Consider the following 13,643-nt stretch of genomic DNA (forward strand, 5'->3'; position numbering starts at 1 on the left):
GGCGGCCCGAGCGAGAGGCCGCCCTGACCGCGTCAGCGTTCGACGACGAAGCCGCCTTCCATGTCCATCGACGCGCCGTCCTCGTCGGAGATCTCGCCAAAGACCACGCCGCGCGCGCCTTCACGCTCGCTGCCAACGAAGTCGCCCATGATGTAGGCGTTGACTTCGAAATCGTCGCCATCCTCGCTCAGCGTACCGGTGAGGTCCGCGTCGAACTGCCATTCCTCATCGGGATCGGCGTTGCGATCGAGGGTGGAATTGTCGATGCGCAGCGAGCCGCCGATGCTGCCTTCCTCGCTGGCCAGGTCGTAGACACGGCCGGTGATCGGATCGGCCGAGGCCGGATCGAAATCGGCGGTCATCTCCATCTTGCCGCCGACGTCGAGCCCGCCCTCGTCGCCTTCGACTTCAAAGCCCATGTAGCCGTTGTAGGTGGCCCGGCCACTGGTCGGCAGGTCGCCTGCCGGAAAGATCTCGGCATCCTCGTAGAATGCCGCCAGCGCCTCGCCGTCCTCGACCAGCTCGTCATAGCTGACGCCGCCGCCAGAGGAGCTGCAGGCCGCGAGTCCACCAAGGGCAATGAGGGCTGTGAAATGAATAGGTTTGAACATTCAGTCGTCCTTTTCTCCGCGCCGAGTATTGACGCCGAGGCACGCTCACGGATGCGTGAGAAAAGTTCAACCCATGGGATGCATTTTTAGCCGGCCATCATCTCCTTGGTTGCAGTCAGCCGGATCTCCGGGTGGTCGCGCTCGACCCGGTCGATGTCCCACTGCATCCGCGTCAGGTAGACGAGGTCGCCGTCATTGTCGGTGGCGATGTGCTGCTTGTTCTTGGCGGCGAAGCTCTCGACCGCCGCCTTGTCGCCGGCCATCCAGCGCGCCGAGGTGAACTGCGAGGGTTCGAAGCGGACCGGCAGGCCGTATTCCATCTCGATCCGGCTGGCCAGAACCTCGAACTGCAGCGCACCCACCACGCCGACGATGAAGCCCGAACCGAAGGTCGGCTTGAATACCTTGGCGGCCCCTTCCTCGGCGAACTGCGACAGCGCCTTGTCGAGGTGCTTGGCCTTCATCGGGTCGCCCGCGCGGCAGGTCTGCAGAAGCTCGGGCGCGAAGGAGGGAATGCCCGAGACCTTCAGCGCCTCGCCCTCGGTCAGCGTGTCGCCGATGCGCAGCTGGCCGTGGTTCGGGATGCCGATGATGTCGCCGGCCCAGGCCTCGTCGGCCAGCTCGCGGTCGGAGGCGAGGAACAGCACCGGGTTCGAGATCGCCATCTGCTTCTTCGAGCGCACGTGCAGAAGCTTCTGCCCGCGTTCGAAATGCCCCGAGGCGAGGCGCACGAAGGCGACGCGGTCGCGGTGCTTGGGGTCCATGTTGGCCTGCACCTTGAAGACGAAGCCCGCCACCTTGTTTTCATCGGGGGCGATCTGGCGCGGCTCGGCGCGCTGCGGCTGCGGCTCGGGCGCGTAGGCGCCGATCCCGGCCATCAGCTCGCGTACGCCGAAGCTGTTGATCGCCGAGCCGAACCAGATCGGCGTCATGTGCCCTTCGAGCACCGCCTGGGGGTCGAGCGCGGGCAGAAGCTCGCGCGCCATCTCCACCTCCTCGCGCAGCTGCTCGAGCAGATGCGCCGGGACGTGCTCGGCGATCTTCGGGTCATCGAGACCCGAGATGCTGACGCTTTCGGCCACGCGGTTGCGGTCGGCCCGGTCCATCAGCTCGAGCCGGTCGTTCAGAAGGTCGTAGCAGCCGAGGAACTCGCGCCCGACGCCGATCGGCCACGAGGCCGGCGTCACGTCGATGGCGAGGTTCTCCTGGATCTCGTCGATGATCTCGAAGGTGTCGCGGCTCTCGCGGTCCATCTTGTTGCAGAAGGTCAGGATCGGCAGGTCGCGCAGCCGGCAGACCTCGAACAGCTTGCGGGTCTGGCTCTCCACGCCCTTGGCGCCGTCGATCACCATGATCGCGGCATCCACCGCGGTGAGCGTGCGGTAGGTGTCCTCGGAGAAGTCCGAGTGGCCGGGCGTGTCGACGAGGTTGAAGCGGAAGCGGTCGAAGTCGAAGGACATCGCCGAGGCCGAGACCGAGATCCCGCGATCCTTCTCCATCTGCATGAAGTCCGAGCGGGTGCGCCGCGCCTCGCCCTTGGCGCGGACCTGTCCGGCCATCTGGATCGCGCCGCCGAACAGCAGGAACTTCTCGGTCAGCGTGGTCTTGCCGGCGTCCGGATGCGAGATGATCGCGAAGGTCCGGCGGCGGGCGATCTCGGGCGGGAGGGAAGGGCGGTTGCTCATGCGCGCGGTCATACGCATTCACAGGAACGAGGGCAATCGGGACGGATCCGCAGGCGCCGGGACATCGCGCGAGATTATTAACGCGCGAGTAATGACGTTGTTCCATCACGTCTGGGTTATTAATATAGCAAAAACAATAACTTATCAAACTTAAACCGCGAGTCTGCCGCAATTGGCCATGACGCTGCTCGTCAAGCAGGTCGTCCCTGCACGGGCGCGACCGCTGCAAGCGAAGGAGTTCGACATGACGAAGACGACTTGCGGTACCGCACTCGGGTTGCTGCTGGCCGGGACGATCCTGGCCGGCTGCGAGCCTTCGAACGGCATGGCGTTCCGCGACGATGGCGGGGCGATGGGAGAGGACGAAACGGGCAGCGTCGCGGCGAGCGCCTCCGGATCGAGCAGTGACGACGGCGGCAGCGCCGGCGGAACCGGTGGCGCCGGCGGCTCAGGTGGCACCGGCGGAGGTGGGTCCGGCGGGACTTCGGGCACGGGCGGCGGTTCCGGAACCGGCGGCGGCACGGCGGGCGGCGGCGCCTCCGGTGGCGGCACCTCGTCCGGCTCGGGCGGAGGCGGATCGAGCGGGGGCGGCGCAACTTCCGGCTCCGGCGGTTCCGGCGGGAGCGGGTCGAGCGGTGGCGGCTCGGGTGGCGGCTCCGGCGGTGGGTCGGGCGGCGGCTCGACGGGTGGCAATTCCGGCGGGCTGGTCGACACGGATGCCGGCGTCTCCGTCGGCGGCGGGTCGAACGGGTCCGGCGGCCTCGTCGATGCCGACGCGGACGTGTCGGTCGGTGGCTCAGGTGGGTCGGGCGGCTCTGGCGGCTCGGGCGGATCGAGTGGCTCCGGCGGCAGCCTCGTCGATGCGGATGTCGACGCGGGCGTGGGCGGTTCCGGCTCCTCCGGCGGCTCCGGCAGCGGCGGTTCCGGCAGCGGCGGCGGCTCCGGCGGCCTGCTCGACGTCGACGCGGATGTCGGCGTCTCGCGCGACGGCGTGAGCGTCGATGCCGATGTCGGCGCGCTGTAGGGCAGGGGCGGCATAGGCCCCGGGTCGGTCCCGGCGGGTCGGGCCGCCCGCCGCGGCCGGGGCGGCGATTGCCGCCCCCCGGCCGGGGTGCTAGCCCTTTGTCCGAACCAAGGAGGAGCCACATGGATCTGGGCATCAAGGGCAAGCGCGCGCTGGTCTGCGCGTCGTCGAAGGGGCTGGGGCGCGGCTGCGCCGAGGCGCTGGCCGAGGCGGGCGTCGATCTCGTCATGAACGCGCGCGGCGCCGAGGCGCTGGAGGCGGCGGCGCAGGAGATCCGCGACCGCCACGGCGTGAAGGTCGTCACGGTGGCCTGCGACGTCACCACCGAGGCGGGCCAGCAGCAGCTGATCGATGCGGCGCAGGGCGTCGACATCCTCGTCACCAATGCCGGCGGCCCGCCGCCGGGGCTGTGGACCGACTGGAACCGCGACGACTTCATCAAGGCGCTCGACGCCAACATGCTGGCGCCGATCGCGCTGATGAAGGCGCTGATGCCGGGCATGATCGAGCGCGGCTGGGGCCGGGTGGTCAACATCACCTCGCAATCGGTCAAGTCGCCGATCCCGCAGCTCGGCCTGTCGAACTCGGCCCGCGCCGGTCTCACCGGCTATGTCGCCGGCACCTCTCGCCAGGTCGCCCCGCACGGCGTGACGATCAACAACCTGCTGCCGGGCATCCACGACACCGACCGCGCGGCCTCGCTCGATGGCGGCGTGTCGAAGAAGGAAGGCATCAGCGTCGAGTCGGCACGCGCGCAGCGCGAGGCGAGCATCCCGGCGCGGCGCTACGGCACCGCCGCCGAGTTCGGCGCCACCTGCGCCTTCATGTGCTCGCAGCATGCGGGCTTCATGGTCGGCCAGAACGTCCTGCTCGACGGCGGCGTCGGCAACCAGACGCTCTGAACTTGCGGGCGCGGGGCGGGATTGCTAGGGCAACCCGACGCATTTGATCGGGATATAGCCCTTGTTCGAGTCCGCCCCGCCACCGGCCGCACGGCTGGAGATCCGCAACCTCTGCCGCAGCTTCGGCGGCCGGCGGGTGGTCGACGACGTGTCGCTCAAGATCATGCCGGGGCAGGTGACCTGCCTGCTCGGCCCCTCGGGCTGCGGCAAGTCGACCACGCTCCGGGTCGTGGCCGGGGTCGACCGGCAGGACGAGGGCGCGGTGCTGGTCGACGGCAAGCCGATCTCCGAGGGCGCGCTGCACGTGCCGCCCGAGGAGCGCGGCATCGGCCTGATGTTCCAGGACTTCGCGCTGTTCCCGCATCTCGACGTGGCGCGCAATGTCGGCTTCGGCCTCAAGGGGCCGAGGGCCGAAATCCGTGCCCGGGTCGAGACGCTGCTCGACAAGGTGGGCATGCGCCGTCACATCGACCGCTTCCCGCACGAGCTGTCGGGCGGCGAGCAGCAGCGCGTGGCGCTGGCCCGCGCGCTCGCGCCGAGCCCGCGCATCATGCTGATGGACGAGCCCTTCTCCGGCCTCGACGACCGGTTGCGCGACGACATCCGCGACGAGACGCTGGCGGTGCTCAAGGCCGAGGGCACGGCGGTGCTGCTGGTCACCCACGAGCCGGCCGAGGCGATGCGCATGGCCGACGAGATCGCGCTGATGCGCGACGGCCGCGTGGTGCAGCACGGCGCGCCCTACAACATCTACAACGCCCCGCGCGACCGCGAGGCGGCGGCCTTCTTCAGCGACATCAACGTGATCGAGGGCGTGGTCGAGGGCGCGCTCTGCGACACCCCCTTCGGCGACTTCCTGACGCCGGGCCTGCCCGACGGCACCGAGGTCGAGATCGTGATCCGGCCGCAGCATCTGCGGATCGACTTCGACCGCGGCGGCCGGGGGCCGAACCCGACCAAGGCCGAGGGCACGCCGGCCGCCGGGACGGTGGAGCGCGCACGCTTTCTCGGCGCCTCGAGCCTCGTCGAGTTCCGGATGGACCATGACGGCGAGATCCTGCGCGCGCAGGTGCCGTCGGTCTTCCTGCCCAAGCCCGGCACCCGCCTGTGGCTGATGATGCGGCGCGACCGCTGCTTCGTCTTTCCCAGGCGCGGACGCTGATAGGGGCGGGCCGGCGTCAGTCGCGCCGGGCCTCCAGATCGCCCAGAGTCCGGCCCGGCTCGTCGACGAAGAGCTGCGGCAGCACGCTCAGCGTCGCGATCCGGTCGACCCGGATGTCGGCGAAGTCGCGGCGCGTCTCGCTCCAGCCCGTCAGGGTCCAGACCCGGCCCCAGTAGTCCAGACGCAGCGGCCTGAGCACATCCACTTCCGGCACCGCCTGCGGGCCGGCCTGCGCCGTTACCGCGACGCGGATCTTCTGCCGGGCCCGGATCGCGGCGCGCAGGCTGGCCACGTGCCGGAACCCCGCCACCGCGTCGCCGATCCTCGGGCCGCGCCCGAGCCAGCCCGGCGCCGCGTCGAGCCGGTCCTCCGGCAGCGCCGCGTCGATCCGCGACAGCAGCGACCGCGCCGCCTCCTGCTGTTCGGGGTCGCCCGAGCGCGCCACCGCCGCCAGCCCGAGATGCAGCGCCTCGAGCTCGGTGCCGCTGAGGTTCATCGGCGGCAGGGTGATGGCGGCCGCGGCGCGATATCCCAGCCCGCGCCGGCCCTCGATCGGGACGCCCGCGGCAATCAGCGCATCCATGTCCCGGTAGATCGTGCGCAGCGAGGTGCCGAGCCTGCGGGCGAGATCCTCGGCCCGGTGCAGCCGGCCGTCGCGCAGGATGCGGATCATTTCGACGAGACGGTCGGAGCGGGTCATGCGGGCCTCTGGCGGCTGCTACTGACAGAATTCTGGCAACTGACAGTCTGGTGTCAATAAAAGTGTGCCGCCGGCCCGCTCGCCCGTCCCCGGGCCCTTTCAAGAGCGCCGCGCTGCGCGTATCTGGAGGACGCGAGACGTCACCGGCCCGGAAGGGCCGCAGTTTGGAGAGACGCCATGCTCAACAACATTGGCCTTCCGGGCCTTCTTCTGATCGCCGTCGTGGTGCTGGTGCTGTTCGGCCGCGGCAAGATCTCGTCGCTGATGGGCGAGGTCGGCAAGGGAATCACCGCCTTCAAGCGCGGCGTCGACGACGGCAAGCGCGAGCTTGACGACCAGTCGCAGACCGTCGACGAGGCGGGCACCGTCAAGGACAAGGACCGGGTCTGAGGGCCGCCGCAGCAGGATAGACCGACATGTTCGATCTTGGCTGGACCGAGCTGCTTCTGATCGGGATCGTGGCGCTGATCGTGGTCGGCCCCAAGGACCTGCCGGGCATGTTCCGCACGGTCGGGCGCTTTACCGGCAAGGCGAAGGCCATGGCGCGGGAGTTCTCGCGCGCCATGGAGGATGCCGCCGATGAAAGCGGCGTGCGCGACATCCAGAAGACGATCCGCGCCGCCGCCGACCCGAAGGAGTTCGGCACCGACAAGCTGAAGAAGAGCCTCGCGGCAGACGATGCCGGCGGGCTCTCCGAGGAGCGCGCCGAGGCCAAGCGCAAGGTCGAGGCCGCGACGGCCAAGGCCGCCGCCGAGCGCCGCGCCCGCGAAGCCGAGGCGCCGACCCCCGAGGAGATGGCCGACCTCGAGCCCGAGCCGATCAGCGCGCCGGCCGAGGCGCTCGAGACGGCCGAGGACGCCCCCGCCCGCAAGGATGACGACAGATCATGAGCCCCGTTGACGAGATCGAGGACAGCTCCGCGCCGCTGATCGAGCATCTGGCCGAGCTTCGCACCCGGCTGATCCGCTCGCTTCTGGCCTTCGTGGCCGGCATGGCGGTGAGCTTCGCGGTGTGGAACCCGATCTTCGACTTCCTCACCCGCCCGCTCTGCGCCGCGATGGAGCAGCGCGGCCAGGACGATTGCGGCCTGATCCTGATCGCCTTGCAGGAAGGCTTCTTCGTCGCGGTCTCGATCTCCATGCTGGGCGGGCTGGTGCTGGCCTTCCCGGTCATCTCCTACCAGATGTGGCGCTTCGTGGCGCCCGGCCTCTACCGGTCCGAGAAGGGCGCCTTCCTTCCCTTCCTCGTGGCCTCGCCCTTCATGTTCTTCCTCGGCGCGGCCTTCGCCTACTACGTGGTGACGCCGCTGGCCTTCGACTTCTTCTTGGGCTTCCAGCAGCCCGGAAGCCTTGTCGACGGGCCCGAATCCGAGACAGCCGTGGCCGGCATCGCCTTCCAGGGCTCGGCGCAGGCCTACCTGTCGCTGACCATCAAGTTCGTCGTGGCCTTCGGGCTGTGCTTCCAGCTGCCGGTGCTGCTCACGCTGATGGGCAAGGCGGGTCTGGTCTCCTCCGCGGGCCTCGGCGCGGTCCGCAAATACGCGGTGGTGGCGATCCTGCTGCTGGCCGCTCTGGCGACGCCCCCCGACGTCATCAGCCAGGTGATCCTGTTCACCGTGGTCTATGGTCTCTACGAGGTCTCGATCCTGCTGGTCGCCCGCGTCGAGCGCCAGCGCGAGGCCCGGCTCCGGGCCGAGGGGCTGTGGGTCGAGGACGAGGAGGACGAGCCGAAATGACCTCTGACCCGCTCGAGCGGATCGCCGCGGCGCTGGAGCGGATCAGCCCGCCGCCGCGCGAGGCGCCGGATCTCGACCGCGCCCCGGCCTATATGTGGCAGCCCGACCCGGACCGGCTGATCCCGGTGCCGAAGGTCGCGCGGATCGATCTCGACCTGCTGGTGGGGATCGACCGGGCGCGCGACACGCTTCTGGAGAACACTCGCCGCTTCGCCGCCGGGCTGCCCGCGAACAACGCGCTTTTGTGGGGCGCGCGCGGCATGGGCAAGTCGAGCCTCGTCAAGGCGGTTCACGGCGCGCTCGAGGCCGATCACCCGCAGCTCAAGATCGTCGAGGTCCAGCGCGAGGACCTGCCCACGATCGACCGCTGCCTCTCGGTCCTGCGCGATGCGCCGCAGCGGTTCGTGCTGTTCTGCGACGACCTGTCCTTCGGCCATGACGACGCGCATTACAAATCGCTCAAGGCGGTGCTCGACGGTGGCATCGAGGGCCGGCCCGACAACGTGGTGCTCTACGCCACCTCGAACCGCCGCCACCTGATGCCGCGCGACATGATCGAGAACGAGCGCTCCACCGCGATCAGCCCGTCCGAGGCGGTCGAGGAAAAGGTCTCGCTCTCGGACCGCTTCGGGCTGTGGCTGGGCTTCCATCCCTGCGCGCAGGACGAGTTCCTGTCGATGATCCGCGGCTATTGCGACGCCTTCGGCCTCGCGGTCCCCGAGGAACGGCTCAAGGCCGAGGCGATCGAATGGCAGGCGACGCGGGGCGGCCGCTCGGGCCGGGTGGCGTGGCAGTTCTTCACCGATCTCGCCGGCCGCGAAGGGGTGCGGCTGGGCTGAGCTTTTGCCTGCCGTTTCCGGCAAGCCGATGCAACAAAGGCCGCCCCACGGGGGCGGCCTTTCTCGTTCGGGCGGGCGGCACGGATCAGGGCAGGTAGTTGGTCGGGTCCTGGCTGTCCATGCCCTTGCGGACCTCGAAATGCAGGATGCTGGGCTCGCCCGGCTTCACCTTGCCGATGGTCTGCCCCTTGGCGACGGAGGCGCCGCGCTCGACCGTCAGGTCGACCACATGGGTGTAGACCGTCAGCAGCCCGTCGGGATGCCGGATCACCACGATCTGGATACCTTCGGTGTTGGTGGTGATCGCCGCCACCGTGCCTGCGGCCGCGGCCTTGACCGGGCTTCCGGCCGGCGCGCCGATGTCGATGCCGTCGTTGCGGCCCTTGGCATAGGCGCGGATGATGCTGCCCTGGGCGGGCATCGCCATCGGCGCGTCCTTCGGCTTGGCGGCCTCGGCCACGGGCTGCGGCGTGGGCGGCGCGGCCGGCTCCGGCGCCGCCTCGGTCGGCGTGGCGGCGGGCTCGGCCTCGGGCAGCGGCGTCGCGGCCGAGGGCGGCGTCGGGGTCGGGCTGCCCTGGCCGGGCTGGCTGACCGGCGCGGCTGCGGGCCGCGCAGCGCCGCCCGGCGGGATCAGCAGGAACTGGCCCTCGCGCACCACGAGGTCGGGGCCGAGCCCGTTCCATTCGGCGAGGCTGCGCACCGGCACGTTGTAGAGCCGCGCGACCGAGTAGGCGGTCTCGCCGCGGGTCACCTGGTGGCGCACCGGCTCTTGCCCGGTCTGCGGCGCCGGGCGCGTCTGCTGGGCGGCCGGGGCGGGCGAGGCGGCGGCGCTGCTCGCGGCCGGGCTCTGCGGCGCGGCGGCCGGCTGCTGCGGGGCGGCGCGGTCGATCGCGGCGCCGGCCAGCGTGGTCACGTCGATCCGGCCGGTGCTGACCGGGGGCGTCGCGGCGCTGCCGGGCAGGATCGGGCCGGTGCCGACCGCGCCGGTGGCCGGCGAGGGTTCGGCCACGCGGGTCGGCAGGGCGACGATCTCGTCGCGGCGCAGCCGCGCGTCGGGGGCGACGCCGTTGTAGCGCGCCAGCGCGCCGGCCTCGATGCCGACCCGGCCAGCGACGTCGGCCAACGTGTCGCCGTCGCGCGCCACCGCCACCTGGTAGTTCGGGTAGGAGATCACGCCGCGGTCGTCGGGGCGCGGCCGCGGCGCCGGGTTCAGCGCCGCCTGCGAGGTGTCGAAGCCGTTGCCGTAGTCGCGCAGGTCGGGGTCGAAGGGCTCGGCGCAGGCCGAGAGCAGCGCCAGCGCGGTGCCGCAGGAAAGCCAGCGCAGCGCGGTCCGGGAAGGGGTGTTCTGCATCGATATGTCCTCGGTTCCGTCCCCCGTGTGACCCGGGGTTGTTGCGGGCATGCGCCCTTCAGTCCTGTCCCAGCCCTTCCACGAGCGGCACGAAGCGCACCGACCGCAGCTCCTCGTAGTCGAAGCCGCTTTCGGTGCGGGTGACCCGGATCAGGCTCTGGACCGCGTCGGACTGGCCGACCGGCAGCACCATGATACCGCCGGGCCTGAGCTGGGCCAAGAGCGGGCCGGGCGGATCCTCGGCCGCCGCCGTGACGACGATCCGGTCGAACGGGGCCTGCTCGGGCAGCCCGAAGGAGCCGTCGGCGGTGATCGCGGTGATGTTGGGCAGGTCCATCTCGGCGAAGATGCCGCGCGCCTCTGTCACGAGGCTGCGGAAGCGGTCCACCGTGTAGACCCGCCGCGCCAGCTGGCTCAGGATCGCCGCCTGGTAGCCCGAGCCGCAGCCCACCTCGAGCACCTTGTCGCGCGGCTGCACGTCGAGCGCCTGCGTCATCAGCCCGACCACCGAGGGCTGGCTGATGGTCTGGCCGCAGGCGATCGGCAGCGGCATGTCGGCATAGGCGCGCTCGGCGAAGAGGCCCTTCACGAAGCGCGCCCGGTCGATCTTCTCCATCGCCTCCAGCACCCGCGCATCCGTCACCCCGTGCGAGCGGAGCGCGTAGAGGAAGCGCATCTTGGCGTCGGCGTCGAAGCTCATCCGGCGGTGTCCTCCAGCGCGCTTCTGGCGCGGTCGAGCGCATCATGCGCGGTCAGGTCGGCCCGCATCGGCACGACCGAGATGTAGCCGTCGAGATTGTCCTGCGCGTCGGTGCCGGGCCCGGTGGGGATGTCCTGCCGGCCGCCGCGAATCCACAGGAAGCGCCGCCCCGAGGGCGAGACATGCGGCTCGACGCCGAAGGCGGTTTCGCGCCGAAACCCTTGCCGGCCGACCTTGAGCCCCCGCACCTCGGCGGCCGGAAGCGCCGGGAAGTTCACGTTGTAGAACAGCTGGTAGTCGGCCTCGTTGTCCCAAGGCGCGCGATCGAGCAGGCGCCGCACCGTGGCCGCGCCATGCCTGCGGGCGGCCTCGAACGGGTCGTCGAGGCGCAAATTGGCGGTGCCGTAATACTGCGACAGCGCGATCGCCGGCAGGCCGTGCAGCGCCGCCTCCATCGCGCCGCCGATCGTGCCGGAATACATCGCGTTCTCGGCGGCGTTGTTGCCGCGGTTCACGCCCGACAGCACGAGGTCCGGCGCGCCGTCCGAGAGCACGTCGTGCAGCCCCGCCAGCACGCAGTCGGCCGGGCTGCCCTCGGCCGCGAAGCGGCGGGGGCCCAGCTCGGCGATCATGGTGGGGTGGGTGTAGGAGATGCAATGCGCCACGCCCGACTGCTCGAAGGCCGGCGCCACCACCCAGACCTCGCCGGAGGGGCCGGCGATCTCGGCGGCGATCTCCTCGAGCACCTGCAGGCCCGGTGCGTTGATGCCGTCGTCATTGGTGATGAGAATGCGCATGAAGCCCCCTTTGCCGCGCCCTTGATAGGTGAGGGCGGGAAAGGCGGCAAGCATTGCGCGCGGGGCGACGGCAGCCCGCCGCCCGCGCGGGTCAGCCGAGGATCTCCGGCAGCAGCCGCGCGGCCTCGGCATGGATGTCGGCCAGACCGTCGCGGCTCTCGCCGGGGTAGAAGCGGGCGCGGGTCGCGGTCGGCATCGGCCGCGGCTCGAGAATGCGGACCACGGGGCCGGTCTTGGCGGTTTCCGCCTGCCAGCTGCGCACCAGCGCCATCTGCGCCGCCTTGGTGGTGCCGTAATGGCCGAAGAACTTCTCGCCGCCGCGCGGGTCGTCGAAGAACACCGCGCGCCCGGTCAGCCCCAGCAGCGGCGCGACGTAGGAGACGAGCCGCGCCGTGGCCCGCAGGTTCACCGCGATCGAGCGGTCGAGGTCCTTGTCGGCCAGGTGCGGGGTCGGGGCGAGGGGGCCGGCATGGATCGCGGTGTGGACCCACATGTCGAGCCCGCCCCAGCGGTCGTGGATCGAGCGGCAGAGCTGCTGCATCGCCTCGGGCACGGTCACGTCCATCGGTGCCAGCGTCGCCTGGCCGCCGGCGGCGCGGATGCGGTCGTCGAGCTCCTCGAGCGCGCCGGTGGTGCGGCCCACGGCGACGATGTGGCGGCCCGGCGCCAGCGCCTCGGCCAGCGCCGCGCCGAGGCCGCGCGTCGCGCCGGTGATCAGGACCGGTTTCGGGGTCTCGGTCATGGGGTGGCTCCTGTCTCGGATGTCGCGTTGTGGCGCGTCATGAGTTCGGCGCGCGCCGCCGTCAAGTCGCCCTCGGCCCCGATCCAGTCGATCAGGCGGTCGAAATCGGTCTCGAGCGTCTCGAGGCGCATCTGCATGACATGCGCGCGGGTGGCGAGGAAACCCTCGATATTGGCCGTGACGGTGTCGACGTAGTCGCGGCAGGTGTCGATCAGCGGCCGGTTCGGCGCGCGGCGCGCCGCGCCGGCGAGGATGTCCTGCCGGTAGGCCCTGAGGATGCCTTGGTTGGCGCGGCGGGCGAAGCTTTGGGCCACGGCCTCGGGGTCGCGCGTCAGGTGCACGTATGCGGCGCGATCGCCCCAGTCCCGCGCGAGGCGGCCCAGAAACCAGCTCAGCCGGTTGTCGCATTCGATGTGGCGCGGCGGATAGGCGAGGCGGTCGGGGCCGGTCAGGTGGGTGCGGCTTTCATGCGCCGCGCTCCAGTTGCTGAGATGGCCGCAGGCCCGCGCCAGCGTGGTCGAGCCGCAGCGGCCGGTGCAGAGCACCAGCACCCGGTCCGGGACATCGGTGGAGGACGCGGCGCACATTGTCTTGCATTTGAAGTATTATCCGGCGGCGGGCAAGGCATCGCGTGTTGACCGGCCGGCCGGGGCAGACGCTAGACTGGCGCACCCCATGGAAAGGACCGCCGATGCCCAGATATCAGAGCCTGGTCCGCGCGCTGGCCGGCCGGGGCGGCATCAGGATGGCCGGCATGGCCTTGGCCGGCGCGCTGCTGGTGGCGCTGGCCGCGCAGATCGACGTGCCGATGTATCCCGTCCCGATGTCGCTGCAGACGCTGGCGGTCTCGATCGTCGGGCTGACCTTCTCGCCGGGCGCGGCCTTCGCCGCGCTGGCGATCTACCTGTCGCTCGGGGCGGCAGGGCTGCCGGTCTTCGCGGGCGGCGAGGCCGGGCTCTGGCACCTGGCGGGGCCGACCGCCGGCTACCTCTTCGGCTTCGTGTTCATGGCCTGGCTGACGGCGATGCTGGTCCGGGCCGGTTGGCGCGGCAGTTTCGGCCGGTACTTCGTCGCGGCGCTTGTTCCCTCGCTGCTCCTGATGGTGCCGGGCGTGCTCTGGCTGAGCTGGGCGAGCGGTATGACCTTGGCCGAGGCGGTGGCGACGGGCGCGGCCCCGTTTCTCGTCGGCAAGCTGGTGAAGACCGCGCTAGCCGTTCTGGTGGTGCAGGCGGGCTGGCGCTTCGTCGCGCGGCGCCGGATGGCCCGGCCGCCGCGGCGGCCGGGGCGATCCGTCCTGCCGGAACGGTGACGGTTCATCCGGTCCGCCCGGTGCGGAGACGCGGGATCGTGCGAGGGAGGCCTTTGTGCGAAGATGGCGGGGTGGCGGCCATGGCC

General features: G+C 70.9%; 16 protein-coding genes. 8 read left to right on the forward strand and 8 right to left on the reverse strand.

Annotation, left to right across the window (positions count from 1 at the left end):
• Positions 1 to 32 precede the first annotated feature (32 nt).
• On the reverse strand, positions 33 to 611 hold the full coding sequence (locus BLT43_RS00240) for a hypothetical protein (RefSeq protein ID WP_090109094.1): 579 nt from the start codon (positions 609 to 611) through the stop codon (positions 33 to 35).
• An 86-nt stretch (positions 612 to 697) separates the two neighbouring features.
• Positions 698 to 2,296 (reverse strand): peptide chain release factor 3, encoded by a 1,599-nt coding sequence (locus tag BLT43_RS00245; RefSeq protein WP_090109096.1) that lies wholly within the window; start codon positions 2,294 to 2,296, stop codon positions 698 to 700.
• 178 nt (positions 2,297 to 2,474) lie between these two features.
• Here BLT43_RS00245 and BLT43_RS18815 point away from each other — a divergent pair, with 178 nt between their 5' ends.
• The 3 genes from BLT43_RS18815 to BLT43_RS00260 all read left to right on the forward strand — a co-directional run bounded on the left by BLT43_RS18815 (position 2,475) and on the right by BLT43_RS00260 (position 5,384).
• On the forward strand, positions 2,475 to 3,320 hold the full coding sequence (locus tag BLT43_RS18815; RefSeq protein ID WP_131802606.1) for a hypothetical protein: 846 nt from the start codon (positions 2,475 to 2,477) through the stop codon (positions 3,318 to 3,320).
• A 122-nt stretch (positions 3,321 to 3,442) separates the two neighbouring features.
• Positions 3,443 to 4,222, forward strand: coding sequence for an SDR family oxidoreductase (locus tag BLT43_RS00255; RefSeq protein WP_090109098.1), 780 nt, complete (start codon positions 3,443 to 3,445; stop codon positions 4,220 to 4,222).
• A gap of 61 nt (positions 4,223 to 4,283) precedes the next feature.
• A complete protein-coding gene (locus tag BLT43_RS00260; protein ID WP_242652165.1) occupies positions 4,284 to 5,384 on the forward strand; it encodes an ABC transporter ATP-binding protein in 1,101 nt (366 codons plus the stop codon).
• 16 nt (positions 5,385 to 5,400) lie between these two features.
• On the opposite strand, the gene BLT43_RS00265 is transcribed toward BLT43_RS00260, so the two are convergent.
• Complete coding sequence (locus BLT43_RS00265; RefSeq protein WP_090109100.1) at positions 5,401 to 6,084, reverse strand: helix-turn-helix transcriptional regulator; 684 nt, start codon at positions 6,082 to 6,084, stop codon at positions 5,401 to 5,403.
• 177 nt (positions 6,085 to 6,261) lie between these two features.
• Between BLT43_RS00265 and BLT43_RS00270 the strand changes: the two genes are divergently transcribed.
• Genes BLT43_RS00270 through BLT43_RS00285 form a run of 4 tightly spaced genes read left to right on the forward strand, consistent with a single transcriptional unit; the run spans position 6,262 to position 8,658 of the window.
• Positions 6,262 to 6,474 carry a twin-arginine translocase TatA/TatE family subunit gene (locus BLT43_RS00270; protein ID WP_090109102.1) on the forward strand — a complete coding sequence of 71 codons (213 nt, stop codon included), beginning with the start codon at positions 6,262 to 6,264 and terminating at the stop codon, positions 6,472 to 6,474.
• A 26-nt stretch (positions 6,475 to 6,500) separates the two neighbouring features.
• Positions 6,501 to 6,974 (forward strand): Sec-independent protein translocase protein TatB, encoded by a 474-nt coding sequence (gene tatB, locus BLT43_RS00275; protein ID WP_090109104.1) that lies wholly within the window; start codon positions 6,501 to 6,503, stop codon positions 6,972 to 6,974.
• Complete coding sequence (gene tatC / locus BLT43_RS00280) at positions 6,971 to 7,819, forward strand: twin-arginine translocase subunit TatC (RefSeq protein WP_090109105.1); 849 nt, start codon at positions 6,971 to 6,973, stop codon at positions 7,817 to 7,819. The genes tatB and tatC overlap by 4 nt, the downstream gene beginning before the upstream one ends.
• Positions 7,816 to 8,658, forward strand: coding sequence for an ATP-binding protein (locus tag BLT43_RS00285; RefSeq protein ID WP_090109107.1), 843 nt, complete (start codon positions 7,816 to 7,818; stop codon positions 8,656 to 8,658). Before tatC ends, BLT43_RS00285 begins: the two co-directional genes overlap by 4 nt.
• Positions 8,659 to 8,743: 85 nt before the next feature.
• Here the strand turns inward: BLT43_RS00285 and BLT43_RS00290 are convergent, their stop codons facing one another.
• The 5 genes from BLT43_RS00290 to BLT43_RS00310 all read right to left on the reverse strand — a co-directional run bounded on the left by BLT43_RS00290 (position 8,744) and on the right by BLT43_RS00310 (position 12,835).
• Entirely contained in the window at positions 8,744 to 10,009 is a 1,266-nt protein-coding gene (locus BLT43_RS00290; protein ID WP_090109109.1) for a M23 family metallopeptidase, read from the reverse strand.
• Positions 10,010 to 10,067: 58 nt separating this feature from the next.
• Positions 10,068 to 10,709: a protein-L-isoaspartate(D-aspartate) O-methyltransferase gene (locus BLT43_RS00295; RefSeq protein ID WP_090109111.1), complete on the reverse strand. Its 642-nt coding sequence runs from the start codon at positions 10,707 to 10,709 to the stop codon at positions 10,068 to 10,070.
• Positions 10,706 to 11,506, reverse strand: a complete 801-nt coding sequence (gene surE / locus BLT43_RS00300; RefSeq protein ID WP_090109113.1) for a 5'/3'-nucleotidase SurE — start codon at positions 11,504 to 11,506, stop codon at positions 10,706 to 10,708. The genes BLT43_RS00295 and surE overlap by 4 nt, the downstream gene beginning before the upstream one ends.
• Positions 11,507 to 11,597: 91 nt before the next feature.
• Positions 11,598 to 12,248 carry an SDR family NAD(P)-dependent oxidoreductase gene (locus BLT43_RS00305; protein WP_090109115.1) on the reverse strand — a complete coding sequence of 217 codons (651 nt, stop codon included), beginning with the start codon at positions 12,246 to 12,248 and terminating at the stop codon, positions 11,598 to 11,600.
• Positions 12,245 to 12,835, reverse strand: a complete 591-nt coding sequence (locus BLT43_RS00310) for a hypothetical protein (protein WP_090109116.1) — start codon at positions 12,833 to 12,835, stop codon at positions 12,245 to 12,247. Before BLT43_RS00310 ends, BLT43_RS00305 begins: the two co-directional genes overlap by 4 nt.
• A gap of 104 nt (positions 12,836 to 12,939) precedes the next feature.
• Here BLT43_RS00310 and BLT43_RS00315 point away from each other — a divergent pair, with 104 nt between their 5' ends.
• Positions 12,940 to 13,557, forward strand: a complete 618-nt coding sequence (locus BLT43_RS00315) for a biotin transporter BioY (RefSeq protein ID WP_090109119.1) — start codon at positions 12,940 to 12,942, stop codon at positions 13,555 to 13,557.
• The last annotated feature ends 86 nt before the right edge of the window (positions 13,558 to 13,643 follow it).

This window comes from Limimaricola pyoseonensis, assembly GCF_900102015.1.
Taxonomy (GTDB): domain Bacteria; phylum Pseudomonadota; class Alphaproteobacteria; order Rhodobacterales; family Rhodobacteraceae; genus Limimaricola; species Limimaricola pyoseonensis.

Coding starts and splice junctions, on each gene's coding strand:
- BLT43_RS00240 (WP_090109094.1), bottom strand. CDS start 611: ATGTTCAAACCTATTCATTTCACAGCCCTCATTGCCCTTGGTGGACTC.
- BLT43_RS00245 (WP_090109096.1), bottom strand. CDS start 2,296: ATGAGCAACCGCCCTTCCCTCCCGCCCGAGATCGCCCGCCGCCGGACC.
- BLT43_RS18815 (WP_131802606.1), top strand. CDS start 2,475: ATGACGCTGCTCGTCAAGCAGGTCGTCCCTGCACGGGCGCGACCGCTG.
- BLT43_RS00255 (WP_090109098.1), top strand. CDS start 3,443: ATGGATCTGGGCATCAAGGGCAAGCGCGCGCTGGTCTGCGCGTCGTCG.
- BLT43_RS00265 (WP_090109100.1), bottom strand. CDS start 6,084: ATGACCCGCTCCGACCGTCTCGTCGAAATGATCCGCATCCTGCGCGAC.
- BLT43_RS00270 (WP_090109102.1), top strand. CDS start 6,262: ATGCTCAACAACATTGGCCTTCCGGGCCTTCTTCTGATCGCCGTCGTG.
- tatB (WP_090109104.1), top strand. CDS start 6,501: ATGTTCGATCTTGGCTGGACCGAGCTGCTTCTGATCGGGATCGTGGCG.
- tatC (WP_090109105.1), top strand. CDS start 6,971: ATGAGCCCCGTTGACGAGATCGAGGACAGCTCCGCGCCGCTGATCGAG.
- BLT43_RS00285 (WP_090109107.1), top strand. CDS start 7,816: ATGACCTCTGACCCGCTCGAGCGGATCGCCGCGGCGCTGGAGCGGATC.
- BLT43_RS00290 (WP_090109109.1), bottom strand. CDS start 10,009: ATGCAGAACACCCCTTCCCGGACCGCGCTGCGCTGGCTTTCCTGCGGC.
- BLT43_RS00295 (WP_090109111.1), bottom strand. CDS start 10,709: ATGAGCTTCGACGCCGACGCCAAGATGCGCTTCCTCTACGCGCTCCGC.
- surE (WP_090109113.1), bottom strand. CDS start 11,506: ATGCGCATTCTCATCACCAATGACGACGGCATCAACGCACCGGGCCTG.
- BLT43_RS00305 (WP_090109115.1), bottom strand. CDS start 12,248: ATGACCGAGACCCCGAAACCGGTCCTGATCACCGGCGCGACGCGCGGC.
- BLT43_RS00310 (WP_090109116.1), bottom strand. CDS start 12,835: ATGTGCGCCGCGTCCTCCACCGATGTCCCGGACCGGGTGCTGGTGCTC.
- BLT43_RS00315 (WP_090109119.1), top strand. CDS start 12,940: ATGCCCAGATATCAGAGCCTGGTCCGCGCGCTGGCCGGCCGGGGCGGC.